General features: G+C 43.0%; 26 protein-coding genes and 1 riboswitch. Of the genes, 21 read left to right on the plus strand and 5 right to left on the minus strand.

Going from position 1 to position 24,863, the window contains the following annotated elements; all coding sequences use genetic code 11:
* The first annotated feature begins 635 nt into the window (after positions 1–635).
* The 9 genes from C7Y66_RS07220 to C7Y66_RS07260 all read left to right on the plus strand — a co-directional run bounded on the left by C7Y66_RS07220 (position 636) and on the right by C7Y66_RS07260 (position 7,493).
* Positions 636–2,360 carry a SulP family inorganic anion transporter gene (locus C7Y66_RS07220; protein WP_015152993.1) on the plus strand — a complete coding sequence of 575 codons (1,725 nt, stop codon included), beginning with the start codon at positions 636–638 and terminating at the stop codon, positions 2,358–2,360.
* 157 nt (positions 2,361–2,517) lie between these two features.
* Positions 2,518–2,997 carry a phosphate-starvation-inducible PsiE family protein gene (locus C7Y66_RS07225; RefSeq protein WP_015152995.1) on the plus strand — a complete coding sequence of 160 codons (480 nt, stop codon included), beginning with the start codon at positions 2,518–2,520 and terminating at the stop codon, positions 2,995–2,997.
* A gap of 577 nt (positions 2,998–3,574) precedes the next feature.
* On the plus strand, positions 3,575–3,910 hold the full coding sequence (locus C7Y66_RS07230) for a cation:proton antiporter subunit C (RefSeq protein ID WP_015152996.1): 336 nt from the start codon (positions 3,575–3,577) through the stop codon (positions 3,908–3,910).
* Positions 3,907–5,340 carry a cation:proton antiporter gene (locus C7Y66_RS07235; RefSeq protein ID WP_106545043.1) on the plus strand — a complete coding sequence of 478 codons (1,434 nt, stop codon included), beginning with the start codon at positions 3,907–3,909 and terminating at the stop codon, positions 5,338–5,340. Before C7Y66_RS07230 ends, C7Y66_RS07235 begins: the two co-directional genes overlap by 4 nt.
* Complete coding sequence (locus C7Y66_RS07240) at positions 5,337–5,723, plus strand: Na+/H+ antiporter subunit E (RefSeq protein WP_015152998.1); 387 nt, start codon at positions 5,337–5,339, stop codon at positions 5,721–5,723. The genes C7Y66_RS07235 and C7Y66_RS07240 overlap by 4 nt, the downstream gene beginning before the upstream one ends.
* Positions 5,720–5,980: a hypothetical protein gene (locus C7Y66_RS07245; protein WP_015152999.1), complete on the plus strand. Its 261-nt coding sequence runs from the start codon at positions 5,720–5,722 to the stop codon at positions 5,978–5,980. Before C7Y66_RS07240 ends, C7Y66_RS07245 begins: the two co-directional genes overlap by 4 nt.
* 1 nt (position 5,981) lies before the next feature.
* A complete protein-coding gene (locus C7Y66_RS07250; RefSeq protein ID WP_015153000.1) occupies positions 5,982–6,266 on the plus strand; it encodes a monovalent cation/H(+) antiporter subunit G in 285 nt (94 codons plus the stop codon).
* Positions 6,256–6,837, plus strand: coding sequence for a DUF4040 domain-containing protein (locus C7Y66_RS07255; RefSeq protein ID WP_106545044.1), 582 nt, complete (start codon positions 6,256–6,258; stop codon positions 6,835–6,837). The genes C7Y66_RS07250 and C7Y66_RS07255 overlap by 11 nt, the downstream gene beginning before the upstream one ends.
* A complete protein-coding gene (locus tag C7Y66_RS07260) occupies positions 6,834–7,493 on the plus strand; it encodes a Na(+)/H(+) antiporter subunit B (RefSeq protein WP_106545045.1) in 660 nt (219 codons plus the stop codon). Before C7Y66_RS07255 ends, C7Y66_RS07260 begins: the two co-directional genes overlap by 4 nt.
* A gap of 44 nt (positions 7,494–7,537) precedes the next feature.
* Here C7Y66_RS07260 and C7Y66_RS07265 read toward each other — a convergent pair whose 3' ends face one another.
* Complete coding sequence (locus C7Y66_RS07265) at positions 7,538–8,341, minus strand: calcium-binding protein (protein WP_015153003.1); 804 nt, start codon at positions 8,339–8,341, stop codon at positions 7,538–7,540.
* 361 nt (positions 8,342–8,702) lie between these two features.
* Here C7Y66_RS07265 and C7Y66_RS07270 point away from each other — a divergent pair, with 361 nt between their 5' ends.
* Complete coding sequence (locus C7Y66_RS07270) at positions 8,703–9,578, plus strand: lipid kinase (protein ID WP_015153004.1); 876 nt, start codon at positions 8,703–8,705, stop codon at positions 9,576–9,578.
* A 120-nt stretch (positions 9,579–9,698) separates the two neighbouring features.
* Positions 9,699–10,304, plus strand: a complete 606-nt coding sequence (locus tag C7Y66_RS07275) for an exopolysaccharide biosynthesis protein (protein ID WP_106545083.1) — start codon at positions 9,699–9,701, stop codon at positions 10,302–10,304.
* Between the two features lie 52 nt (positions 10,305–10,356).
* Here the strand turns inward: C7Y66_RS07275 and C7Y66_RS07280 are convergent, their stop codons facing one another.
* A complete protein-coding gene (locus tag C7Y66_RS07280; RefSeq protein WP_106545046.1) occupies positions 10,357–11,808 on the minus strand; it encodes a glycoside hydrolase family 13 protein in 1,452 nt (483 codons plus the stop codon).
* 431 nt (positions 11,809–12,239) lie between these two features.
* Between C7Y66_RS07280 and C7Y66_RS07285 the strand changes: the two genes are divergently transcribed.
* Both C7Y66_RS07285 and C7Y66_RS07290 read left to right on the plus strand, forming a co-directional pair.
* Positions 12,240–13,541: a glucose-1-phosphate adenylyltransferase gene (locus tag C7Y66_RS07285; protein WP_106545084.1), complete on the plus strand. Its 1,302-nt coding sequence runs from the start codon at positions 12,240–12,242 to the stop codon at positions 13,539–13,541.
* Between the two features lie 116 nt (positions 13,542–13,657).
* A complete protein-coding gene (locus C7Y66_RS07290; RefSeq protein WP_106545047.1) occupies positions 13,658–14,248 on the plus strand; it encodes an AAA family ATPase in 591 nt (196 codons plus the stop codon).
* Positions 14,249–14,288: 40 nt separating this feature from the next.
* On the opposite strand, the gene C7Y66_RS07295 is transcribed toward C7Y66_RS07290, so the two are convergent.
* The gene (locus tag C7Y66_RS07295; RefSeq protein ID WP_106545048.1) at positions 14,289–14,603 is read right to left on the minus strand and encodes a hypothetical protein; all 315 of its coding nucleotides are present in this window, start codon (positions 14,601–14,603) and stop codon (positions 14,289–14,291) included.
* A 39-nt stretch (positions 14,604–14,642) separates the two neighbouring features.
* A riboswitch (Glutamine riboswitch) is annotated at positions 14,643–14,722 on the minus strand.
* Positions 14,723–15,128: 406 nt separating this feature from the next.
* On the opposite strand from C7Y66_RS07295, the gene C7Y66_RS07300 reads away from it, so the two are divergent.
* The 6 genes from C7Y66_RS07300 (at position 15,129) to uraD (ending at position 19,430) form a co-directional block, all read left to right on the plus strand.
* On the plus strand, positions 15,129–15,803 hold the full coding sequence (locus C7Y66_RS07300; protein ID WP_106545049.1) for an amino acid ABC transporter permease: 675 nt from the start codon (positions 15,129–15,131) through the stop codon (positions 15,801–15,803).
* Between the two features lie 137 nt (positions 15,804–15,940).
* Positions 15,941–16,594 (plus strand): amino acid ABC transporter permease, encoded by a 654-nt coding sequence (locus C7Y66_RS07305; RefSeq protein WP_106545050.1) that lies wholly within the window; start codon positions 15,941–15,943, stop codon positions 16,592–16,594.
* Positions 16,595–16,645: 51 nt separating this feature from the next.
* Positions 16,646–17,533 carry a transporter substrate-binding domain-containing protein gene (locus C7Y66_RS07310; RefSeq protein ID WP_106545051.1) on the plus strand — a complete coding sequence of 296 codons (888 nt, stop codon included), beginning with the start codon at positions 16,646–16,648 and terminating at the stop codon, positions 17,531–17,533.
* Positions 17,534–17,627: 94 nt separating this feature from the next.
* A complete protein-coding gene (locus C7Y66_RS07315; protein WP_106545052.1) occupies positions 17,628–18,416 on the plus strand; it encodes an amino acid ABC transporter ATP-binding protein in 789 nt (262 codons plus the stop codon).
* Between the two features lie 62 nt (positions 18,417–18,478).
* The gene (uraH, locus tag C7Y66_RS07320; protein ID WP_106545053.1) at positions 18,479–18,838 is read left to right on the plus strand and encodes a hydroxyisourate hydrolase; all 360 of its coding nucleotides are present in this window, start codon (positions 18,479–18,481) and stop codon (positions 18,836–18,838) included.
* A gap of 91 nt (positions 18,839–18,929) precedes the next feature.
* Positions 18,930–19,430, plus strand: a complete 501-nt coding sequence (gene uraD, locus C7Y66_RS07325) for a 2-oxo-4-hydroxy-4-carboxy-5-ureidoimidazoline decarboxylase (RefSeq protein ID WP_106545054.1) — start codon at positions 18,930–18,932, stop codon at positions 19,428–19,430.
* 38 nt (positions 19,431–19,468) lie between these two features.
* Here the strand turns inward: uraD and C7Y66_RS07330 are convergent, their stop codons facing one another.
* The gene (locus C7Y66_RS07330) at positions 19,469–21,199 is read right to left on the minus strand and encodes an iron uptake porin (RefSeq protein ID WP_106545055.1); all 1,731 of its coding nucleotides are present in this window, start codon (positions 21,197–21,199) and stop codon (positions 19,469–19,471) included.
* A gap of 327 nt (positions 21,200–21,526) precedes the next feature.
* Complete coding sequence (locus C7Y66_RS07335) at positions 21,527–21,802, minus strand: hypothetical protein (RefSeq protein ID WP_106545056.1); 276 nt, start codon at positions 21,800–21,802, stop codon at positions 21,527–21,529.
* Between the two features lie 322 nt (positions 21,803–22,124).
* On the opposite strand from C7Y66_RS07335, the gene C7Y66_RS07340 reads away from it, so the two are divergent.
* Both C7Y66_RS07340 and C7Y66_RS07345 read left to right on the plus strand, forming a co-directional pair.
* On the plus strand, positions 22,125–22,805 hold the full coding sequence (locus C7Y66_RS07340; RefSeq protein ID WP_106545057.1) for a hypothetical protein: 681 nt from the start codon (positions 22,125–22,127) through the stop codon (positions 22,803–22,805).
* Positions 22,806–23,306: 501 nt separating this feature from the next.
* Positions 23,307–24,758: a uracil-xanthine permease family protein gene (locus tag C7Y66_RS07345; RefSeq protein WP_106545058.1), complete on the plus strand. Its 1,452-nt coding sequence runs from the start codon at positions 23,307–23,309 to the stop codon at positions 24,756–24,758.
* The last annotated feature ends 105 nt before the right edge of the window (positions 24,759–24,863 follow it).

Raw genomic sequence — 24,863 nt, forward strand, 5'->3', positions numbered from 1 at the left:
ATGTAATAATAGCTTCTAATTATATGGGTAAATTCCCTCCATAGAAGCTAGTAGAGCCGCTTGCGTATAGGATCTTATCTATCGAAACCATATAAGATTTATTCAATATTTATTTCATTAAATTAACTAAACTCGCTCTAAAAGTTGTAATCTATTTTTAATGTAACTTTTCAAGCAGATCCAAAAGCTTCAAAGCACATAGTTTTTGAAGTCGATGACTGCCTGAAACCGGGATAAATATCTTGCAATTAACTTGTTGTTAATTGTTGCTTATGCCTGGAATTGCATTTAGGTTCGATCTTAGCCGATTCAGATTCAAGTTACTTGCAACTACTTTAACCTCTCAAAACAAGATACGGCGACAATCGCCATGTGGTTGAGAAACCTTTATTTTGCTTTGTTGGTTGGTTGCAAAGTAGCAACTTATTACCAGCCAATTCCTTATCGAGATTTTTCAAAAAATGCCACTTTAAGATATTGAATTTCGTAATCCGACATCTAACCTTAGATGTATTCTAACTCGACATGTTGCGATCGGAAAATCTATCAAGCATCAAATTTTTTCGTAGTCATAAATAGTTTTGGCTCTATGTAGCAAGGTTGCTTAGTTTGCTGTTGTCTTTCGTCTCTTTCTCATGCAAATAACAAACAAAATTCACTTCAGAAATTTACGAGGCGATTTATTTGGTGGTTTAACCACCGCGATCGTTTCCTTGCCCCTAGCATTGGCATTCGGTGTTGCCTCTGGTGCTGGAGCCGTGGCTGGGCTTTACGGTGCAGTCTGCGTTGGTTTTTTTGCGGCGTTGTTTGGTGGCACGCCAACTCTAATTTCCGAGCCAACCGGACCGATGACCGTGGTAATGACGGCGATCGTTGCTGGTTTAACGGCAAGCAACCCTGAGAATGGCTTGGCAATGGCGTTTACCGTCGTGATGCTGGCGGGGATTTTTCAAATTATTTTTGGGGCATTCAAGCTGGGAAAATACGTGACGCTGATGCCCTACAGCGTGATCTCTGGCTTCATGTCTGGGATTGGAGTCATACTGATTATTTTGCAAATTGCGCCGTTTGTCGGGCAAGCAGCACCCAAAGGTGGGGTTTTGGGTACGGTGCAGAGCATACCTCAACTGCTAGCAAACACCGATCCAATCGAAGCTGGGTTAGGGGCGCTAACACTGGCAATTATTTTCTTAATGCCATCTAAATTCAAGCGTTTCGTCCCGCCTCAACTTGTAGCACTGGTAGTTGGCACAGTAGTTTCTCTAGTTCTCTTTCCAGGCGCAGATATTCGGCGGATTGGCGAGATTCCGATGGGATTGCCACAGTTACAGATGCCCATCTTTACTCCTGGTCAAATCACAACCATGTTTCTCGATGGTGTTGTTCTAGGGATGTTGGGCTGTATTGATACTTTGCTGACTGCCGTAATTGCCGACAGTATTACACGTACTCAACACAATTCTGATAAAGAATTAATCGGTCAAGGGATTGGTAACTTAGTTTCTGGACTGTTTGGCGGCTTACCTGGCGCAGGTGCGACAATGGGTACGGTGGTGAACATTCAAACGGGTGCAACCACAGCTATATCTGGAATAACTCGCGCTTTAATTCTATTAGTCGTCGTTTTAGGGGCTGCAAGTTTGACTCAGGTGATTCCAATGGCTGTATTAGCTGGAATTGCCCTGAAAGTTGGGATTGACATTTTAGATTGGAGTTTCTTAAAACGCGCCCACAAGGTTTCCCTGAAGGGAACGCTAATTATGTATGGGGTGCTGTTACTGACGGTATTTGTCGATCTGATTGTGGCGGTTGGAGTGGGAGTGTTTATTGCTAACATCTTGACCATCGAGCGTTTATCTAATCTGCAAGCGCAAGATGTCAAAACCATTAGCGATGCCGATGATGAGATCGTATTAAATCAGGAAGAAAAACAGTTACTCGATCGCGCTAACAATCGCGTGCTGTTATTCTACCTCAGCGGACCGATGATTTTCGGCGTATCCAAAGCGATCGCCCGCGAACATACAGCAATGGCAGACCACGATGTTTTGGTTCTAGATTTGAGCGATGTACCGATGCTAGGTGTGACTGCTTCTTTAGCAATTGAAAATGCAATAAAAGATGCAGTCGAACAGGGTCGTCACGTTTTTATCGTTGGTGCCACTGGTTCCGTGCAGCGGCGGTTAGAAAAGTTAGGCATCTTCGATCTTTTACCCCCACAAAATTTAATGACAGATCGGCTGGCTGCATTGCGACAAGCAGTTGCATTGGTAAATAGTAATGATAGGGTTACTGCCGATGTTGGAAGTGCTTCGAGCCAAGGTTTGAGCGATTTCACCGATCCAGCACTGCAACAATAAGTGGTAATTCGTAAGTCGTAAGTCGTAAGTCGTAAGTTTGAATTAAGTTGCCTCTTACGTCTTGCCTTTTACCTTTTCTCAGGCGATCGCTATACTGATGCACCATAACAGTGAGATATTAGTTAGTATCGGTAGACAGCAATGCGAGTTTAAGAGCATGATAAGTCCTTGGAAAAAACTAGCGATTTCAACTAAAGAGTTATTGGCAGATGAAGGTTTCCTCAAAAGCATTCACCTAGTTGAGAACCTAGTTTCAAAAATTTTGTCACTCGCTCTAGTGGGTGTTATATTAGTTTCTTTAGTTGACTTAATCATTTTTTTGTATCAAGATTTATTTAGGGAGCCGATTGGTTTTTTCAATAAGACTCTCATCGAAATTTTCGGGATGTTCCTGAATATTCTCATTGCTCTAGAATTATTAGAAAATATTACTGCTTACCTCAGAAAACACGTCGTTCAAGTCGAACTAGTAATTGTAACTGCCTTGATTGCTGTAGCCCGCAAGCTGATTATTTTTGATTTTAGTAAAGCTACAGGTATAGATTTAATCGGTCTAGCAACGGCTAGTTTTGCCCTCTCAATTAGTTATTGGCTCATTCGTCAAATGAACAGAAAGCATAGAGAAGATCGCAGGTAATATATAGAAAATAAGTATAAGTCTTGCTCGACTTAGCGCTGATTGAATTTGAGCGCGATCGCCCCAACTTAAATAATTTACAAAAGGCTTGAGTTAATATTAATATTTAATTATAGCAAGAATTAAAAACTTGTTTTAAAGTTGAGCGAATGAGTTTCGTGACTGTACAATCTATTATATTGTGTTACTTGAATCGCGCAGATAGATTTTGTGCTAGTCAAGCAGTAGGGTGGGCAATGCCCACCTTACCAGAAGAACTGGCAAACGATTATCATCGCTCGTAAATTCTTGCGCCATGAAGTGTGAAGTGTGTTATGACGATTCCCTGCGGGATAGCTTTGCTGAATCCAAATCGCTGTAGTAGCAGCAATTAGTTGTTGAAAGTCAAAAGTCAAAAGTTAAAAGTCAAAAATCTAGTGCTATGACAGTTCTAATGTTAGTTGGGAAAATGTCATTTATCGGATCGTGCCGCGCTCACTGCACTTTGACAAATGACGAATGACAAATGACAACATTTTGCTGAAATCTGTATTGCAATAAAAATCTACGACCGAAACTTACTTAACAGGCAATCCTCGTGTTAGAAGCGTGCGTATTAGCAACAATATTGTGCGGATTTTTCGGTATCATCTTCAAAAAGAATCTTGTGATGAAAATCGTCTCTATGGATGTTATGAGTACGGGGGTAATTGCCTATTACGTACTGATTGCATCGCGAGATGGTTTGTTCGCACCGATTGTTTCAGATGTCCAAAATATCGCTTACTCCGATCCGGTTCCCCAGGCAGTCATATTGACAGCGATCGTGATTGGATTTTCAATTCAGGCTTTAATGCTAGTCGGTGTGATGAAATTGGCAAGAGATAATCCGACATTAGAAAGCAACGAGATCGAGAAAAATAATACGCCATGAGTACCACTACGATCGCCTGGATTGCACTACCGTTTTTTGTCGGATTTGTCGCTTATCTGTTCCCCAAACTCGATCGGTATCTCGCATTATGCGTGGCACTGGTTTCAGGGACATATGCGTTGCTGCTATTTGTTACATCTCCACTATCACTACAGTTACTAGATAGTTTCGGTGTCACATTATTAGTAGACCGATTGAGCGGCTACTTTATATTGACTAATGCCTTGGTAACGGCAGCAGTGATTCTTTACTGCTGGCGCAGTGGTAAGACAGCTTTTTTTTACGCACAGATTATCATCCTACATGGCAGCCTCAATGCTGCGTTTGTCTGTGCGGATTTTATTAGTCTATACGTGGCGCTAGAGGTAATCGGTATTGCGGCATTTCTCTTAATTGCTTATCCTCGAAGCGATCGCTCGATTTGGGTTGGCTTGCGCTATCTGTTTGTCAGCAACACGGCAATGCTGTTCTATCTAGTTGGCGCAGTACTGGTCTATCAGGTGCATCATTCATTTGCTTTTGCCGGTTTGCGTGGCGCACCAATCGAAGCACTTGCCCTCATCTTCTTGGGACTCTTGACAAAAGGAGGAGTCTTCGTGTCGGGCTTGTGGTTGCCGTTAACCCACTCCGAATCGGCAACGCCAGTATCAGCAATGCTGTCGGGAATTGTGGTAAAAGCTGGCATTTTTCCGATAGTGCGGTGCGCCCTGATGTTTGACGAGGTGGATGCGATCGTCCGCATTTTTGGAGTTGGAGCAGCGCTGCTAGGAGCATTCTGTGCAATCTGGGAACAAGACAACAAGCGCACGTTGGCATTGAGTACGATATCGCAGCTAGGCTGGATTCTTGCTGCACCTGAAGTAGGCGGCTTTTATGCACTGGCGCACGGGCTGGTTAAATCGGCGCTATTTCTGAGCGTGGGTACTTTACCGAGCCGAAACATCAAGGAACTGCAACACCAGCCAATCGGTACTGCAATCTGGATTGTCTTGGTCGTAGGTAGCCTCTCAATTTCCGGCTTTCCCCTATTGGTTGGCTTTGGGGCGAAAATGTCAACCCTGAACAACGTGTTGCCCTGGCAAACAATCGCCATGAATGTTGCGGCTGTAGGAACGGCAACAGCATATGCCAGATTTATCTTTCTACCCCATCAGCGACAAGAGAGACAACAGGAAGTTAATTATGGTTTCTGGGTAGCGGTAACGCTGTTAATCGGTGCATTGGTTGTGACAAACGTGCTGTATTACGAAGCGTATACCGTGGCGAATATTGTCAAAGCAATCGCGATCGTTGGCGTTGGCTGGTTGGCATATTTGACGATCTTTCGACGGACAGTACTCAGGTTACCGCGTATGCTCGAACAATTCGAGCATCTAATTGGCGTGATGAGTTTGATGTTAATCCTACTTTTCTGGATGGCGTGGGCATGATTGGATATCTGAATCTCATACTACGACTGGCTATCTGGTTTTTGCTCACTGCTAATTTTAGTGTGGCAAATATCATCATCGGCGTTGCTGTTGCCTTTTTATTGCCAGGAAGCCCCAAATCGCGAGCAGCTTTAAAAGACTGGCTGCGGGCGCTGGGTAAGATCCTCATAGCAATTCCACAGGCATATGTTGAGGCATTTGAAATCATTTTCCGTCCCCATACTCAAGAAGAAGTCACCTTAGAACGAGTGCCACCGCGACGGACACCAGGTCTGATATTTCTAGATATTTTCCTGATTACCTTTACGCCAAAAACCATTGTCTTGAAATACCGCGAAGACGGCTGGTACGAAGTCCATCGAGTGCGACGGAGGAAAACATGAATCTGGTATTGATTGCAATGATTCTGGCTCTGCTGATCCCGATTTACGTCGCATGTAAGGATGGCAACATTTGGCAAACTATGTTGGCATTTGCCAGTATTGCGACAAAAACATCAGTCACGATCTTAGTCGTATCCGTCTTGCGCGATGACTGGTCGATTGGTGTGGTAGGAGTCATTATTCTCAGCGTGGGGAATGCTTCACTGATGCTGCTGGCACAAGTGATTAAACGAATGAGCGATTTATTAAATGAGTAATATGGCAATCGACGTGTTGAGTTATACCTGCATGGGTATAGGAGTATTTTTCTGGTTTTGGGGAACCTTCCCTCTGCTAGGTAAGCGATCGCTATTATTTAAACTGCACGGTCTTTCAGTTGCAGATACACTCGGATCGATGAGTATCATCATCGGGCTACTGCTAAAAAGACCCAGAGAATCGCCGTTACTGATCCTCGCCATTATTTCCTTGGCGATTTGGAATACAGTGCTGGGGTACGTGTTGGCATACTGTTCCAGTAGCAGGGGTAGCAATGATGGATAGCTATATCTATGTCTTAGTGGCTCTGTTGCCGCTGTCCGCTGCGATGGTCGTCTTTCAGGTCAATCCATATCATGCCTTGGTGATTCGCGGCATTTTGGGAGCCGTGGCAGCAATGGTCTATGCAGTTTTGGGGGCGGCGGATGTGTCTTTGACCGAAGCATTAGTCGGTACAATGCTAGCGATTACTCTCTATGCCGTGGCGGTGCGATCGTCAATGGTGATGCGTCTAGGCGTACTTGCAGAAGGAGCGATCGCGACAGATAGCGAAGGCGATCGCCATTTTGGGCAACTGCTAGATGACTTACGGGCAATTTTGGGCAAACGTCACATGCGACTTGAGTTAGTGACCTACAAAGACCAACAGGATTTGCACCAAGCGCTGATGGAGAAAGAAGTACACGCAACTTGTACGCGACCCGAAGACATAGATTTCACAACGCCTGATGCGGAAAAACAACCCTACCATACCGTCACCAGAGTGCAGCGGATCTATGACATCATACAAGCCGAACTTTCATCACCTGCAACCAGCCTTACCTATGTCAGCATTCCAGAGGAGAAACATTCATGAAATGGGTCTACATTGCCGCAGGAATAGCTTTGTTTGTCAAAATCCTCGTCATGTCCAATCCCGCACCGGATTTCTCGCTGTCAATTGTCGAATCGGTCGTACGAGATAGTGGAGTACCCAATGCGGTTTCTGGGATTATTTTTAGAAATCGGCTGTACGACACCATCTTTGAGGTGGTCGTATTTACGATCGCCATTATGGGCGCTCATTTTTTGCTAGCGAACGAAAAGCCATCCACCAAAGTCTATCGTTTCACAGATCAGCCATCAATTGTGCTGGCACGATTAGGGGCGACAATTGCAGCTTTAGTGGGGATTGAACTGGCGATTCGGGGGCATTTAAGTCCAGGCGGCGGTTTTGCGGCTGGGGTAGCGGGAGGAACGGCGATCGGTCTGGTGGCAATTACTTCATCACCAGAGAAGATGCAAAGTATCTACAAGCGCTGGCACGCTGCTACATGGGAGAAAGTTTCGGTGCTGATTTTCGTCCTCTTAGCGGCAATAACTCTGTCTGGATTTGAACTACCGCACGGAGAGTTGGGCGCACTTGTCAGCGGCGGAGTAATTCCGCTACTTAATATCCTGGTAGCCGTCAAAGTCGCCTTGGGTTCTTGGGCAGTTATATTAGTTTTTATTCGTTATCGCGGACTGTTGTAAATGGCGAGTAGGGTGCGTTATTAACGCACCCTACTCGATCTAATTCAATCTACAATTTTGAAATAGCTTGCCTTCAGATTCAGAGAATTTGGATCGACACCTTGAAGAATAGCAATCAGATCTGGTGATTGTCCTGGGCTATTTACATATATACCCGTTCCTTGAGGTAATCCTACTGGTGCAGCACCCAGACTATATCGAACTTCTATAGCGCGATCGTGCCTTAGATCGCCCTCCCATTTGTTGAGTTCGATCGCGTCTTCATTTTTATTAAAGTCTGTAATTAGACCGTAATTACGGTTGTCACCTCGATAGAGCGGTTGCATTTCGCCATAAGACCTTCCACCCAAGACAAAAGTATCTGCCCCTCTACATCCAGTCATGACATCGATTTCGTCTGTTCTGCTATGGTGAAAAGCGCCTTGAATTCTGTCATTGCCAGCACCCCCATTTATAGTATCGTTCCCAAACCAGCCGAACAATTCATCGTTCCCATTTTCGCCATATAAATAGTCATCATTAGAACTACCATTGATATAGTCATTTCCACTACCGCCAAATATAAAATTAGTGCCGCTGTCAACGTCATTCCGGGCAACTAAAATGTCATGACCATTACCACCAAATATGACATTGCTACCATTACCACCGTCGATCTTGTCGTTACCGTCTCCACCTTGTAACAGGTCATTACCATCGTCACCGTTCAATATATCGTTACCTGCTTGTCCAAAAATGGCATCATGTCCTGCTCCACCGAATATAGTATCGCTATCCGTTGTACCGAATATGACATCATTTTTATCTGTACCAACTAATGCCTTGTCTATACCAACAGCTACGCTCATATCTAATTCTCTACAAACTTAGATCGATCTCTCGATTTATCTTGTTAGTCAAGAGACTTTGCCAATTTATCTCAAGCAGACAATGGCATGACTCTCGAAAATTAGAATGGACGTAGTTTCATCTAAAACTTTCAAATGTTTATATATCTATAAAAAGTCAGAATTATGATAGGGTAAGCAATGCCCGCCCTACTCTTTATTTGCGTGAAAGATTGTGAATTAAATTGCTTTTAACTTGTCAGAGAGCAAAATAAATTTATCAAAAGATTTAATTTAGATAAAATTAGTATTAAGCCTTACCCGCGATCGCCTCTAAATGCGCGTTCAAGGGCATGGCAGCAACCCTCACCTGTAATCGATCGTGAAACAGCGAGCCTTACTGCTAGTCAATCGTCATGCCCGTCACGGACAGCAGCGGATCGCTGCTGCCATAGAACAGTTACAGCAGTTAGATTTAGATTTATTAGAAAAGCCAATAGAACATCCTCGGCAGTTAGCCGAACTGATCCGCTACTATCGCCATCAAGTAGACTTAGTAATTATTGGTGGTGGAGATGGGACGCTCAACGCGGCAGTAGATGCATTAGTCGAGACTAGATTACCTTTAGGAATATTACCTCTAGGGACTGCTAACGATCTAGCTCGAACTTTAGAAATTCCCAATTCTCTACCTGAAGCGTGTGAGATTATTGCGAGTCAAAAAGTCCGTTGGATTGACTTAGGTTGGGTGAATGGCAAGCATTTTTTTAACGTTGCTAGCCTCGGTTTGAGCGTCCAAATCGCTAAGAAACTGACGAAAGAGTCTAAACGTCGATGGGGAGTTTTAGCCTATGCAATGGCAGCAATTCAGGTTCTCTGGCAATCTCGACCCTTCAGAGCCGAAATTCGGATTAATAATCAAGATGCGATTCGAGTCAAAACCGTACAAATTGCTGTAGGAAACGGACGCTACTACGGTGGTGGCATGGCAATCACTCATGATGCGGCGATCGACGATCGCAGGCTAGACTTATACAGTCTGGAATTGCGTCACTGGTGGCAGATGATCCCTTTATTACCCGCAATGCGTCAAGGTAGGCATACAGCCTTACCTGGAGTCCGTACCTTGCACGGTCAAAAAATCCGTGTTGCGACTAGAAAACCCCGTCCCATTAATACCGATGGAGAAATCACCGCTTACACTCCCGCAGAATTTCGCGTCATTCCCCAAGCGGTAGCAGTTTTAGTACCAGATTAGTACTAGAGCGATCGAGTAAGGAAAATTAAGACAGCAAAGAGCAGCGAACAATGGCACAAGTATTGAGTGTTTTTATTTCTAATTTACGACTTACGACTTACGACTTACGATTTAGCTAACATGCATTTAAAATTTTCACACGATATTAAATCTTTACTAGAAAAACTATCTCACCAACCTTTAACTTTAAGCGATATTTTGGCAGGAACTTCAGAACGAGGTTTTAGTCTTGTTATTGCCTTACTTGTATTACCATTTTTATTCCCTCATCCGCCTGGTTTCACTGGCATACCAGGAATAGCTTGCTTAATTTTATCCCTACAAATGGCATTGGGGAGGCGATCGCCTTGGTTGCCGAAAAAAGTTGCTCAATTCAAATTTCCTCGCTGGTTTGCTCAGCAATTGTTACAAAATCTGAAAAGGTGTACCAGATTGCTAGAAAGAATCGTTCGTCCTCGCATGTTGAAAATAGCGGGAAATCCTTATATTTGGCAATTTAACGGGTTTTGTATTGCTTGGTTAGCTATTTTATTAATGTTACCAATTCCACTGACAAACTCTTTTCCGACCATTGGCATTTTAGTATTGGCAGTAGCAACGCTAGAAGATGATGGATTATTGATGTGTGTTAGCTATATATATACTGTTTTCATTACTTTAGCGTTTGCCTTTTTAATTTATGCCTTCTGGCGCGGTTCTAGTTTATTACCGAGTTTATTTCAATAGAAAAATGTAGAGACGTTACATGTAACGTCTCTACATTTTTAGGTCAAATTTTTTATACCAAAATACAACCTGCCCTTGGAGGTAGATTCAAATTCATTTGCGATCCATCAGCAATAGACTCAATTACTGCACTCCCAAATAACAACTTGCTGGGGTGCGATCGCAACTTACTTGTGTCCAAGCTAACTTGTGCCGAGTCAGTACCAGCATTGACCGCTACAACAATTTCTTCTGAGCCTAAAGTTCTAGCAAAAACATAAACTAAGCCCTGTGCGTGTAACACTTGATAATCTCCTGTACGCAAGGCAGGATATGCATGGCGTAAGGCAATCAACTGACGGTGGTATTCGAGAATTTCCCGATCCCAAGTGGCTTCGAGAGGGAAACCCCGCCGAGAGTCTGGATCGATTTTGCCTGGTAAACCAACTTCGTCACCATAGTAGATGCTAGGAGCGCCGGGAAATGTTAGTAACAGCAGGGTAGCAAGTTCAACACTAGGGCGATCGCCTCCAGCAATAGAAATTAGTCTCGCCGTGTCGTGGCTGGCGAGTAAATTCAACTGCGTTAACTGAATTTCCCAAGGATACAATTGCAGCAATTCTTGCATTTTTGTGGCATATTCAGCCGCAAACAGGGGCGGATAGGGATAGTAGGAACGGTCTTGTACTTGTGTCATATCCACGCGATCGCCAGCCGTAAAAGCGATTGTCGGTGCGGCAAACAAGTAATTCATCACGCCGTCAAATTGCGTGCCGTCCAGCCATTCTCGCGAATCTTCCCACACTTCGCCGACAATATAAGCATCGGGGTTGATGGCTTTGACGCGATCGCGAAACTCTTGCCAAAAACCAGGAGTTCTAATTTCAAACGGCACATCTAACCGCCAGCCGTCGATGCCGAATTTCAGCCAATATTCGGCAATCTCCATGATGTATTCTCGCACTTCTGGGTTATCGTGATTGAACACGGGTAAAGCGCGATTTCCCGCCCAGCCTTCGTAATTAGCAGGGCGATCGCCATCATAAGGACACAAGGGCCATTTTTCAATCTTGAACCAATCTACCCAAGGAGAGTAGGGACCATTTTCGAGAATGTCGTGAAAAAAGAAAAAGCCCCGACTGGCATGATTGAAGACTCCATCCAAAACAACCTTAATATCGCGGCTGTGACAAGCTTCTAGCAATTCCTGAAAAGCTTCATCTCCGCCTAACATCGGATCGACTCGATAGTAGTCGTGGGTGTGATAGCGGTGATTGCTAGCAGATTGAAAGATCGGGGTGAAGTAGATGGCGTTAATGCCTAACGTTTGCAAATAATCTAATTGCTCCATCACACCCCAGAGATCGCCACCCTTATAACCTTGAAGAGTGGGCATTTCTTCCCATTCTTCCCAAGTAGCGTTTTTTAACAGCCGCTTGCGGGGTTGTTGACTCTTAGCAAAGCGATCGGGAAAAATTTGATAGAAAACAGCGTGTTTTACCCAGTCTGGGGTGGTAATCTCCATAGTTACTTTCTAGCCCTTCATTGACAAGGTACAAATACTCTCCATTCTGTGGCTCTAACCAGGGGGTGAATGTCGCGATCGCTTTTTGACAGTTATCAGTGTATGGGTAATTGGTAATTGGTAATTGGTAGTTGGCAATTTCTCCCTTGTCTCAACTCTCGACTCCCGACTCCCTAGTTTTAAAGATGGGGAAAACTACGACTAGCGGTAGCACCACACCAAATTTTACGATAATTTTGGAGTTTGGGAAGTGCGATCGCTGCTGCTCAACTGCTCTATGCCTGCCAAAGCCGAGCTAACCGCGATCGCCCCAGACTCCCAGGAATTCTTCATGTGTAGTGCTGACAAATTTCTGCCTCTAGATTCTTAACAACTTTTACACCTAGTCCTCTACACTAATTTTGGGAACGAAAGGCAGTCGGGAGGAATTTGTGAAAAAAGTACTAGGAATTATTCTCGGTGGCGGTGCTGGAACTCGTCTTTATCCGCTGACTAAGCTACGAGCTAAGCCAGCTGTACCATTAGCAGGGAAGTACCGCTTAATCGATATTCCTGTCAGTAATTGTATTAACTCAGAGATTTACAAAATATACGTTTTAACACAATTCAACTCGGCTTCACTCAATCGCCATATTGCCCGTGCATACACCTTTTCTGGTTTTACTGAAGGCTTTGTAGAAGTCCTGGCAGCTCAACAAACGCAGTACAGCACTAACTGGTTCCAGGGTACGGCAGATGCAGTGCGTCAGTATCTTTGGTTGATGGAAGAGTGGAACGTGGACGAATATTTAATCTTGTCGGGAGATCACCTCTACCGCATGGACTATCGCCAATTTGTCGAGCGTCACCGCGAAACTGGTGCTGATGTGACTCTCTCAGTGATCCCGATCGAACAACGTCGCGCTTCTGATTTTGGCTTGATGAAAATTGACAGTGCGGGACGGGTGATCGACTTTAGCGAAAAACCCAAAGGTGATGCACTGCTGAAAATGCAAGTTGATACTACAGTATTGGGGCTAGATCCAGAAGAGGCGAAGCAAAAACCATACATCGCTTCGATGGGGATTTATGTTTTCAAGCGCGATGTCTTAATCAAGTTGCTGAAAGAAGCGCCAGAACAAACTGATTTTGGGAAGGAAATTCTGCCAGCTTGTGCGAAAGAGTACAACATTCAAGCCTACTTGTTTAACGATTACTGGGAAGACATCGGAACGATTGAGGCGTTCTACGATGCTAACTTATCGTTGACAAAGCAACCCTATCCAGCTTTTAGCTTCTACGAGGAAGAAGCACCAATTTACACTCGCGCTCGTTACTTGCCTCCTACTAAAATGATGGATTGTCAGGTAACAGAATCAATCGTTGGCGACGGTTGTATTTTGAAAAACTGTCGCGTACATCATTCAGTCTTAGGCGTGCGATCGATTATCCAAGCAGGCTCGATTGTAGAAGATGCGCTACTCATGGGGGCAGATTTCTACGATCCCCATATAGAGGAAAGACAAACAGTTTGTGCAGATGGTGAAATCGAGAACGTTCCTCTGGGAATTGGTGCTAACACCATTATCAGACGAGCAATTATTGACAAAAATGCCCGGATCGGTTGTGATGTCCGCATCATCAACAAAGATAGGGTTGAAGAAGCAGATCGAGAAAGCGAAGGCTTCTATATCCGCAGTGGCATCGTTGTCGTGCTGAAAAACGCCGTGATTTCCGATGGGACAGTTATTTAGTGGTGAGTGATGCGTGGTGAGTGATGAGTGGAAGAATTGAAAATAATTTTCTACTCGTATAATGTGCAGCTTCTTTGTTCCCCCCTTAAAAAAGGGGGGCTAGGGGGGATCTTTTCATGAGTGGCGTAGTTTTGCGATCCCCCAATCCCCTTAACAAGGGGGCATTAGATCAGTCGTACACGGGTTTACTCTTTACTCCCTACTCTCTAATTCTGCTCGTTGGTTTACCAGGGAGTGGAAAATCTACTTTAGTAGGACAACTGGTAGCAGCAGACTCAAAGCTACAACCCATATCAACTGACAAAATTCGAGAACGCCTATTTGGGAATGAGGTGATTCAGGGGGAATGGTTGCTAGTTTGGCGCGAGGTGCAACGGCAATTTCAAAGGGCTGCAATTCAAATTTCGCGCGGCGAAGTCAGTACGGCAATTTACGATGCAACTAATGCCCAACGCAGACATCGGCGAGAAGTCATCGTTTACGCTCGTGCTGCGGGGTTCAAGCAGATTGTAGGACTTTGGGTCGATACTCCTGTATGGTTATGTCTAGCGCGAAATCGACGGCGCGATCGCCAAGTCCCTGAAGAGGTCATATTACGGATGCATCGTCAGCTGCGCGATGCGCCACCGAGTTTATCTGAAGGGTTAGATTGTTTGCTGCGTTCCAGTCAATTATCTGTTTGCACTTCAGCCGCTTCACCAAGTTAAGGTAGTAGGAACGCACACCGCACGCTCCTATTAAGTCTAACTAGCTGTAAAAGGGTCGAAAGCTTCTTTCTCTTCTTAGCGGACGATTGTATGATTCCTCAATCCAAGTTCTCACTTCATTTTCTGAGTTAAAATCAAACGTTTCGCCTGTTATCGGGTCGTAAAGCTTCCACAACGAACGACCTATTTTATCTTCGGTTTGCCACACTCGCATTTCTGCATTGTGACTCCAAGCGGTAACGAGCGATCGCCACATCTTTTTCAACCACGATCTGCGAGTTGGTCGATTGTGTTGCGGTTCTAGTTTGTAGTTGTAAATTTGTTCTAGTTTTTGAATGTTTTGTCGATAATTCATCACGATCTCGCCTCCTGAAGGAATCAGGTCATTATTTCGCGTGCGTTCCTTCTGGATATTTCCTTACTTCCGTCTCTCTCAGCATCCGGTGAAGAGTGTTTTTAAGAGAGATGAACGATTTATTTTCTGTATTTATTGTAACTAAATTTTCTGAAAATCGGTTGAAATCTCAGTTTAATAGTCACGAAATTCTGACAAAATAGCGAACAAGCATGAAATTACTCCTCGCAGCTTCAGATTCTTCTACATGATTTCTGCTTTCATAGCAATTCTCGATTGTGTGGATGACATTTGTAGGGGCGCACAGCTGTGCGCCCCTACCAGACGTGTATTGCATCCAATTGAAAACCGCTATCAAGAGTGACTTGTATCGATCTACACAGAACAAAAGACGATAATTGTATACAGTATTCAAAATTATGTAACTGACTTAAAAGTTAGCATTACTATTGCTAAGCTACTGCAAGTATTTGGCGCGATCGCACTAACTTTTGACTTCTAACTTTTGACTTTTGACTTGCTACTATGAACTATACCTTTGATTTTTCAGTGATTTGGAATAACATAGGTTTGTTTACGGCGGGAGCATTTGTCACCATTAGGTTATCGTTAATTGCGATCGCCTTTGGATTGATTCTTGGCATCGTAGGAGCGTTATTTAGAACCTCTGAAAATCGGTTTTTGAATTGGTTAGCGATCGCCTATGTTGAGGCTATCAGAAATACGCCATTTTTAATCCAACTTTTCTTTATATTCTTCGGATTGCCGAATTTAGGTATTAAGCTAACAGCAGAACAAGCAGCAACTTTATCATTAGCTGTCAACTTTGGGGCTTATTCTACAGAAATCGTCAGAGCAGGTGTAGAAAGCATTCATAAAGGGCAAGTTGAAGCAGGCTTGGCACTAGGATTCAAACCCTTATCGGTGTTTCGCTATATTGTTTTAACTCCGGCATTATCAAACATTTATCCAGCTTTAGTTGGTCAAATTATTCTTGCGGTTTTATTTACTAGCGTTGTCTCTCAAATTGCAGCTGAAGACTTGACATTTGCTGGGGACTATCTAAATTCCCGAACTTTCCGCAGTTTTGAGATTTACTTCACGATTTCTCTCATTTATCTAGCTATTGTTTGGTTAATTAAAGGATTAACTTACGCTATAGAAAAACGGTTTTTTGAATTTGCTAAATATAGACGCTAATCCATGACATATTTATCGTGTTTTGGCTAGTGTACAGGCGGGTTTATCAAACACTTAAGACTACGGCAAATATTTACGATAAAAACCTGCCCGTACAAATGCATCACTTTTGACTTTTAATTTTTGACTTTCTAAAAATGGATGAATTTACTATACCAATCATTTTGAAAAACCTCATAATTGCAACCCAATGGACGTTGATTTTATCTGCGATCGCATTTATTAGTGGTGGAATTATTGGTTTTCTCGTGATGTTGATGCGGATTTCTCCGAACCAGTGGATTCGAGGCAGTAGTTGGATTTACATTGAGTTTTTTGAAGGAACGCCGCTATTATTACAATTGTTTCTTGCCTTTTTCGGACTCTCTGTGGTTTTCGGAGTTAATTTGTCACCTTTACAAGCAGCAACTCTAGCTTTAACGGCTTTTACTAGTTCATTTTTAGCAGATATCTGGCGGGGTTCTGTAGCTGCTATTCCTCAAGGACAGTGGGAAGCAGCATCAGCATTAGGTTTTGGCTATTTCAAAAAACTTAGATTGATTGTATTACCACAAGCACTCAAATTATCGATCGCACCAACCGTAGGATTTGCCGTACAAGTGATCAAAGGAACTTCTTTGGCTTCTGTAATTGGCTTTACTGAATTATCTCGCGCTGCGGCGCAAATTAATAATGTGACTCTGCGATCGCTATTAGTATTCTCACTTGCAGGTTTGATTTATTTCTGCTTGTGTTATCCCCTTTCTATTTTAAGTCAAAATTTAGAACGAAAATTAACATACAAAGCTTGAAAAAATCAGTCTAACGGCTAGTTCCGACTCCCGATTTCCTATTTACCTCAAATGAACGCGATTCCTAAAAAGTGGCTGCAATTCATCACGCTGTTTTTGGCAAGTTTATTAATGACGGCGAGTATTGCTGCTTGTAACTCGTCAGAATCATCTTATGTCAAATCGATGTCAGTGACATCTGGTACTGCGTCAGCTACTAGCCTACCTGGTGTAAATTCTAGAACAACGCTAAAACAAATTCAATCTACTGGCAAGGTACGAGTTGCTGTTCCAGATGATTTTCCCCCGTTTGGTGCTGTGGGACCAGATATGCAAGTGCGCGGCTATGACATTGATGTAGCACGGGAGATAGCTAAAGGTTTAGGGGTCGAGTTGGAATTAGTCCCCGTGGTTGGTAATTACCGAATTCCGTTTTTGCAAACAAATCGGGTAGATATGGTAATTTCGAGTTTGGGTAAGAACAAAGAACGAGCCAAAATTATTGATTTTTCCATACCATATGCTCCTTTTTTCTCAGGAATTTATGGCAGACAAAATGTTAAAGTTGCTTCTATGGAAGACTTGAAAGGTCGTACCGTAGGTGTTGCTCAAGGCTCTTTAGAAGATTTAGAACTGTCTAAACTACCTACTGGAACGGTTAAAATGAAACGTTTTGCTAGTAACAGCTTAACGGCATCAGCATTAGTATCGGGACAGGTAGAACTGATTGCAACTGGCAACGTGGTAGCGGCTAAATTAATACGAGATAACCCCGATAAACAAATCGATCGCAAGCTTGTGCTGAAGAATTCTCCTTGTTACATTGGCGTACGACGTGGTGATACCGATCTTTTACAAAGAGTTAATGCGATTATTACAGATTTGAAAACCTCGGGAAAATTGAATAGTTTTTCTCAGAAATGGTTGGGAGAACCTCTGGCAGAATTGCCTACCGTATAAAAAGTCAAAAGTTAAAAGTCAAAAGTCAAATGTATGGTGGGTATTGTCCACCATGCAAATAGATATAAATAGTTAATGGGAAAAGTATCAGTTTATGGCATACCCTCACTCCGAAATAAGTTCAAGTAATATCGCTAGTAATGACTTAGAGCCAATTGTTATTGCTAGAAACGTGGAAAAGTGGTATGGCAATAATTTCCACGTTCTTAAAGGCGTTAGCCTAACAGTTAATCGAGGTGAAGTCGTGGTTTTAATGGGACCATCTGGTTCGGGTAAATCAACTTTTATTCGGACTTTCAATGGTTTAGAACCTTATCAAAAAGGTAGCATTGAAATTGATGGAACGAAGATTTTTCATAATCTCAAAAATATCGAAATCGTACGTCGAGAAGTGGGAATGGTGTTTCAACAATTTAATTTATTCCCTCATTTAACTGTACTAAAAAACGTGACTCTTGCTCCAATTCATTTGCGCGGAATGACAAAAAGCAAGGCTGAAGAAATGGCGATGCAACTATTAGAAAGAGTCGGAATCGACCATCAAGCAAATAAATATCCAGGTCAACTATCTGGCGGACAACAACAACGAGTGGCGATCGCGCGTGCTTTAGCAATGAAACCAAAAGTCATGTTATTTGACGAACCAACATCAGCTCTCGATCCAGAAATGGTACAAGAAGTATTGCAGGTAATGCGATCGCTGGCTAATTCTGGGATGACGATGGTTTGCGTGACTCATGAAGTTGGTTTTGCTCGCGAAGTTGCCGATCGCGTTATCTTTCTAGCTGATGGTTATTTAATAGAAGATACCACACCATCGGAATTTTTCAATAACCCGAAAGAAGAGAGAACTAAAAAGTTTCTGTCGCAGATTTTGCACTGAATTCCTGTTAAAATCCGAACGATGTATCAGCGCGATCGCAAATTATATTTGCATTGATAAATATGGCAGGTAAACTTACTACTCATGTCTTAGACACAGCTCAAGGTTGTCCCGCTAGACAAATGACAATTGAATTGTGGTCGGTTAGCTCAAATGGAGAAAAAACGCTATTAAAAACTATTCATACTAATAATGACGGTCGTACGGACTCACCATTATTAGTAGATGAAGAACTCAAATCAGGTATTTATGAACTAGTTTTTTCTGTTGGCGATTACTTTACCAAACATATGGAGAACCTACCTCAGCCAGCTTTTCTCGATCGCGTACCGTTACAATTCGGAATCGCCGATCCTAATTCTCACTATCACGTTCCCTTACTCGTTTCTCCCTGGTCTTATAGTACTTATCGCGGTAGTTAAGCTTAATTTGGATCGCGCAAAGACGCGAAGGCGCAAAAGTGTTCTTTGCGTCTTTGCGTCTTTGCGTGACAATTCTTTTCTAGGTAACTTGATGATGATTTCTCTAACAGAACTGAACCAAATGAGCCAAGATGAGTTTGTAAAAACCTTGGGAGCAGTGTTTGAAGATACGCCCGCGATCGCTTATCATGCTTGGTACGAGCGACCGTTTAAAAACGTAGCGCAATTACATCAAACAATGGTAGATGTTGTCAGAACTGCCAGTCAAGACGCACAAATAGAACTCATTCAGGCACATCCTGACTTAGGTAGTAAAGCCAAAATGGCAATGGCATCGGTACAAGAACAAGCTGGTGCAGGTTTAGACCGTCTTACACCTGAAGCATACGATCGCTTTTTATCTCTAAACCAAGCCTATAAAAATAAGTTTGATTTTCCGTTTATTATTGCCGTTAAAAATCACACAAAAGATAGCATTCTTGCAGCTTTTGAACAACGGTTGCAAAATTCTATTGAAACAGAACGAAACCAAGCTTTAGCAGAAATTTTTCAAATTGCTAAATTTCGTTTAGATGCGATCGTATCACAGTAGGGGCGCATAGTTATGCGCCCCTACCAATATTTGATTTTTTAAAACTTAAACTGAGCGCGTAAATTACCTACATAAATATTAGGATTGTCACTGAAATTATTCGGATTGGCAATCAAATAAAATGCGGGAACTAGAGCAATGTTATCCGTAATTGGGTAATAGTAAGTTGCCTCAAACTCATATTGTACGCCGCCATCACCACCACCAGAAACTAAAAAGTTCCGACCGTCTAAAACAGCAAATGGTCTGAGATAGGAAAATGTTAACAATGCTCCTTCTTTACCTAAATCGGGAAAAGCTAATCCTGCTTGAATTGCCTGTACGTCAACTTCTCCATCCAGTCGTCCATCTGTAGTAGGTTTAACATTCGTACTCGCATAGGTATATCGTCCAAATAAACCAATGCCTTGAGTTACTAACCAATCAAAATTGAAGTTCCAAGTGTCAGCTGTAGCATCTTCAATTGAACCGCCAAACCCATCATCGACAAAACCATAAATCGGTTCGCCAATTGCGCCACCTACCCGTCCGTTCACTGCTTGAATGTTAGAACGGTTGTAGAGAAATCTCAAGTTCAAATTCTTGCCAGGAGCAAAGGCTAATTCTGCTGTAATTGTGTTAGTTGGTTTAAATAAACCTTGACTAGGATTACTAGAAGTATTGAACGCAGAACCAGAAAGAAATTCTGTATTCTCGCCTAAATAACCAGCAGTTAATTTGAATTGGTCGTTAATTTCCCAGGCTACGACTGCTCCCGAACCTCTATCGACGGAATTAAGAAGAGTACTACCAATCGAGTTGTAGCTACTTGCTCCGGTTAAATATAGAGTGAAGCGGTTATTGTCAAAATGACGAAACCAGTTAACGCGAGGACCAACTGTAAATTGTAGACTTTTCCCAACCGGAAAACTATAGAATAATTCGCGCACGACGACATTATTATCCGCTCCCGTCACACCTTTTTGATCCGTGTAAGGTACGCCAAAGGTATTAAATAAACCAGCAGAAGCAAATGTATTTGCAGGAGAATTCCCATTCCCGGCTACGAGTTGGGTGACGAGACTATCCTTACCTGTAAATGAAGTGTTGAAATTGAGGAAAAGGTAATCGCTAAAAGTAACGTTAGGGTCATCGCTAATCGTCCGGCGTACAGGTCTACCATCAGCTCCCCGCGCCGGAACAAAAACACTGGTTCCCTCTGCTGTTATATCTCCATCGGCAAAAGCTCCAGTCACGTTGAGGAAGATGTTCGCAGTGAGTTTTGTCGTCGTGGAAAATTGATTTGCTTCTAATTCTGCTGTTTGTGTTTCCAAAGCATCGACACGACGACGCATAGTCGCAATTTCAGCTGCAAATTCTGCTTGCAGAGCTTGCAAGGTGTCTAAGTCCTGTTTGTCTACTACATCGGCGCTGGCTGTAGCAATGAGTTCGTTGACTCTGTCTAAACAGGCATTCAACCCAGCCGCAAATTCATATCTCGTTAATGCACGATTACCGCGATAAGTTCCATCAGGATAGCCAGCAATGCAACCGTATCTTTCTACTAAAGATTGTAATGCTTGAAATGCCCAATCTGTAGGTTGTACGTCCGAAAGCTGAGATACAGATGTGACTTGTGCCATAATATCTGGATCGGTCTGAGATGATTCTAAATTATTCTCATTTGCCTCTACTGGTAGTACGCTGATTGAAAGACTTGCTGCTAATAAACTTAACCACAAAGTTATTTTAGCTGTCGCTTTTACTTGACAGAAAAAACCTGAATCCATGACTCCTCACACGCATAGCAAACTGGCAATAACAGATAGCAATCTGTCTTGCTCTAAACAATTTAAAAATTGAAAAAACAGATTTATAGTGGCGATCGCACTCTAGAAATAAACTCGATCCAATGTCGAGTACACATCCTTACTTTTAGCTTTCAAGACCCGATCGGCTTGCAAGCATACTGTATACGCTAGTGTAACTTGAGTGAAAAAATTGTAATTCCAACTACAAAAAAGTCTAGATCGCAGTACGAACTTTCGATCTAGACGCGATTGTTATTCTAGAAATCCCTAGCTCGAAAAATCTCCTTTGGCAGACGTTGAGAGATTTTAATTCATCAACAGCCAAAGTTTTTGCAGCGAACTGGTGGAATTTTCTTGTTGCTCGAATTCCTTGTTAGCCCAGCACCGTTCAATATACTCTACTTGTTGTTCGCGATCGACTAATTCATCGACAAGTAAGGAAATTAGGACTCGCCAAGCAAAGTCCAACCCAAACTTAAATGTAGAAGCTTTACCATCTGGATTAGGAATTCGGCTGGGAATGAGTTCTAATTGTTGGTAGTTTTCCCACTGAGAGTTGCTTATTTGGCTGAGAGTTTTCACAATCGTCCTCCTCAATTTCTGTCATTGCAGGAGGCACTTCTAAACCTGTCACCACAACGCTTGACAATTACCCAAGTTACAGCTTTCCGGTCTGTAAGCGTATGTCCGAATCTTTTTCCGTGCCTTAAGATACATTTTTATTATATAACAAGATGAACTCTTGTTACATATCTGTATTTAGAAACATTTTTGCTCTGTTGGCTCTCTCTTTGAGCAGAGATAAAAGCTGTATTCAGCTAGCTCAAAACCTTTCTGGAAAAGAATTTCGATCGAAAATGCTAGTTTGAAATATGGCACGATCTTCTACTCTTCCAACTAGCTAATGCTCAACTCAGATGACGAGGAAATTTTTTATTCCAGCGTGGCGATCGAATACATTGTGCCACAGGGGAAAGAAGCTGTTTTTCTCAAATGGCACGATCGCTTAGTGAGTGCTGCCGCACATTACGAGGGGTTTACTCGCACAGATCTCTGTCCGCCTCTGGAATGTCGCGATGGAGTCGTCAAATGGTATTCCATCATGCACTTCGACACACCGACTCGGTTAAATGGGTGGCTGCAATCACGCGATCGCGATCGCGTGATGGAGTCAGGACGAGAGATTTTCCAAATTTACAAATTCAAGTCATTGACGACTGGCTTAGAGGGATGGTTTTCTCTCCAGTCTGGTATAGAGAAAACGAGTTTGGGTCTCCCAGCATGGAAGCAAGTCTTATCGGTAGTTCTGGGATTGTATCCCACAGTCATGACGCAATCGAGAGTATTTGCTGCTTTTGGTATCATGCAGTCTTGGTCGCCTGCTAGTTCGATGTTGGTGAATAACCTGATAACATCCTCAATTTTGACGTGGTTGGTGATGCCATTGGTAACGCGGTTCATGAGATTTTGGCTACAACCTGCTTTTCGTTTAAGTTCGGTTAAAACCGATTTAATTGGAACCGCGATCGCGTTGATTGCACTGGGAATGATGGCAATATTATTCGAGCAGTTGTCCAAATCATAAAACGCATTCATCGCACTTCGATCGCACCACTTAATATTTCAGATCCGCAGCAGGCTTGTGTTGTTAGAAGTTTTAGTATACTGTATACCATATCTATCGAGTTTATGTTTAGACTGCAATGCTCGATGCCTGCAATTTCCTGACTACGTGACAATCCTAGAAGTAATTTAACAATTTTAGACAGCGACCAAACGAACATTTTTGTAAATTGATGTTTTGTAGCCAAAAATACAGAATATTAAATCTGGAGACAATTTGTATTTCAATCGCTAAATAATTTTAAGTTGGCGAGTCAAGAGAGGAGAGATAAACGATCGTGAATTGTATTAAATAATGCAAAAACTCGCGAGAGAGTTGAGATTTAATGACAAATTAGTAGTAAAAATCGACTAAACTCCAGCAGGCGATCGTTGGGAAAAAAAGAGGCGATCGCGCGTGCATGACAATAACGAAAATAGTTTTATAAACCTCGCAAATAAGCGCTGAATTTGAGGAATCCTGATGGCAAAAGTGAGTGTTCAATCGACTCCGCAAACTGAGGAGCGTAATGCTGTAGCACCTGTCAATAGGCTAATCTACGGACTGAACGACAAGCCTCCATTTATCGAAGCAGTGCTAGCAGCCATGCAGCACGTTCTAGCGATCTTTGTCGGTATTATTACTCCTCCGTTGCTGATTGCCAACGCTTTAAAGCTGAACCCAACTGACACTAGCTACGTCGTCAGTATGTCACTGTTTATTTCGGGAGTCTCGACATTCATTCAAGCTAGAAAAATTGGACCAATTGGTTCGGGATTGCTCAGCATTCAGGGAACTAGCTTCTCTTTTCTAGTGCCCATTATCTCCGCAGGGACAGCAGTAGTCGCAGCCGGAGGAACCCCAGAAAGAGCGTTGAGCTTAATCTTTGGCTTGTGCTTCTTTGGCGCGTTTATTGAAATCATCTTGAGCCGCTTCTTACACCTAGTTAGAAAAATTATCTCTCCCCTAGTCACGGGTACGATTGTTTGCGTCATCGGTCTGACCCTGATCAAAACGGGGATTATCAGTATGGGTGGAGGGGTAGCAGCGCAAAGAAACGGTACTTTCGGCAGCTTGCAAAACATAGGCGTTGCCGCATTGGTACTGCTGACCATCATCGTGCTGAACGTGAGTAAAAAGCCAATGCTGAGGATGGCTTCAGTCGTCATTGGACTGCTAGTCGGCTACGCTGTGGCAAGCGTGTTAGGCATGGTTAACTTCAGCGGTTTGGGAAATTTGCCGTTAATCGCCTTGCCAATTCCATTTCGTTATGGACTGAGCTTTGACTTTGCTGCTTTCGTACCATTTATTCTGCTTTATATCATCACCACAGTAGAATCGATTGGCGACCTCACAGCCACATCAGCGGTATCTGGAGAGCCAATTAAAGGCGCGACTTACATGCGGCGAATCAAAGGGGGAATTTTAGGAGATGGCGTAAATTCTCTGATTGCGGCATTATTCAATACATTTCCCAACACGACATTCAGTCAGAATAATGGCGTGATTCAAATTACAGGTGTGGGTAGTCGCTATATCGGCTACTACATTGCAGCCATACTTGCCTTTTTGGGTCTATTTCCAATTGTGGGTGGGATCTTCCAAACCTTACCGCAAGCTGTGTTGGGTGGTTCCACGATTATCATGTTCGGCTCAATTGTTGTCGCAGGAATTAACATTCTCTCATCAGTAGAACTCGATCGCCGTGCGATGGTAATTGTCGGTACATCCTTGGCAATGGGGTTAGGGGTGACTTACACGCCGGAAATTGTTGATGCATTGCCACTAGCAATTAAAAACGTTCTCTCTTCTGGAATTTCCGCCGGAGGACTGACAGCTATCTTATTAAATTGGTTGTTGCCTTACGAGCAAAAAGAGGTTCTTGTTGGGCAAGACGATTCTAATGCTGACGAACTTGCAGAGTTAGAAGCATGAGCAAAATTCAAAAGTCAAAATTTTGAATTGTTTTGGTCGCTGAGTTGGGACAAGTTAGGTAGAGGCAAGTTACATAGGGGCAAGTTACGCAGGGGCAAAGTTACA

Origin of the sequence: Chroococcidiopsis sp. CCALA 051, from assembly GCF_003015105.1 — a bacterium.
Lineage (GTDB): Bacteria > Cyanobacteriota > Cyanobacteriia > Cyanobacteriales > Chroococcidiopsidaceae > Chroococcidiopsis > Chroococcidiopsis thermalis.

Excerpts from the sequence above, each read along its gene's own strand:
- C7Y66_RS07220 (WP_015152993.1), top strand. The coding sequence starts at position 636 with ATGCAAATAACAAACAAAATTCACTTCAGAAATTTACGAGGCGATTTA.
- C7Y66_RS07225 (WP_015152995.1), top strand. The coding sequence starts at position 2,518 with ATGATAAGTCCTTGGAAAAAACTAGCGATTTCAACTAAAGAGTTATTG.
- C7Y66_RS07235 (WP_106545043.1), top strand. The coding sequence starts at position 3,907 with ATGAGTACCACTACGATCGCCTGGATTGCACTACCGTTTTTTGTCGGA.
- C7Y66_RS07240 (WP_015152998.1), top strand. The coding sequence starts at position 5,337 with ATGATTGGATATCTGAATCTCATACTACGACTGGCTATCTGGTTTTTG.
- C7Y66_RS07245 (WP_015152999.1), top strand. The coding sequence starts at position 5,720 with ATGAATCTGGTATTGATTGCAATGATTCTGGCTCTGCTGATCCCGATT.
- C7Y66_RS07250 (WP_015153000.1), top strand. The coding sequence starts at position 5,982 with ATGGCAATCGACGTGTTGAGTTATACCTGCATGGGTATAGGAGTATTT.
- C7Y66_RS07255 (WP_106545044.1), top strand. The coding sequence starts at position 6,256 with ATGATGGATAGCTATATCTATGTCTTAGTGGCTCTGTTGCCGCTGTCC.
- C7Y66_RS07260 (WP_106545045.1), top strand. The coding sequence starts at position 6,834 with ATGAAATGGGTCTACATTGCCGCAGGAATAGCTTTGTTTGTCAAAATC.
- C7Y66_RS07265 (WP_015153003.1), bottom strand. The coding sequence starts at position 8,341 with ATGAGCGTAGCTGTTGGTATAGACAAGGCATTAGTTGGTACAGATAAA.
- C7Y66_RS07275 (WP_106545083.1), top strand. The coding sequence starts at position 9,699 with ATGCATTTAAAATTTTCACACGATATTAAATCTTTACTAGAAAAACTA.
- C7Y66_RS07280 (WP_106545046.1), bottom strand. The coding sequence starts at position 11,808 with ATGGAGATTACCACCCCAGACTGGGTAAAACACGCTGTTTTCTATCAA.
- C7Y66_RS07290 (WP_106545047.1), top strand. The coding sequence starts at position 13,658 with ATGAGTGGCGTAGTTTTGCGATCCCCCAATCCCCTTAACAAGGGGGCA.
- C7Y66_RS07295 (WP_106545048.1), bottom strand. The coding sequence starts at position 14,603 with ATGAATTATCGACAAAACATTCAAAAACTAGAACAAATTTACAACTAC.
- C7Y66_RS07300 (WP_106545049.1), top strand. The coding sequence starts at position 15,129 with ATGAACTATACCTTTGATTTTTCAGTGATTTGGAATAACATAGGTTTG.
- C7Y66_RS07305 (WP_106545050.1), top strand. The coding sequence starts at position 15,941 with ATGGATGAATTTACTATACCAATCATTTTGAAAAACCTCATAATTGCA.
- C7Y66_RS07310 (WP_106545051.1), top strand. The coding sequence starts at position 16,646 with ATGAACGCGATTCCTAAAAAGTGGCTGCAATTCATCACGCTGTTTTTG.
- C7Y66_RS07315 (WP_106545052.1), top strand. The coding sequence starts at position 17,628 with ATGGCATACCCTCACTCCGAAATAAGTTCAAGTAATATCGCTAGTAAT.
- uraH (WP_106545053.1), top strand. The coding sequence starts at position 18,479 with ATGGCAGGTAAACTTACTACTCATGTCTTAGACACAGCTCAAGGTTGT.
- uraD (WP_106545054.1), top strand. The coding sequence starts at position 18,930 with ATGATGATTTCTCTAACAGAACTGAACCAAATGAGCCAAGATGAGTTT.
- C7Y66_RS07330 (WP_106545055.1), bottom strand. The coding sequence starts at position 21,199 with ATGGATTCAGGTTTTTTCTGTCAAGTAAAAGCGACAGCTAAAATAACT.
- C7Y66_RS07340 (WP_106545057.1), top strand. The coding sequence starts at position 22,125 with ATGCTCAACTCAGATGACGAGGAAATTTTTTATTCCAGCGTGGCGATC.
- C7Y66_RS07345 (WP_106545058.1), top strand. The coding sequence starts at position 23,307 with ATGGCAAAAGTGAGTGTTCAATCGACTCCGCAAACTGAGGAGCGTAAT.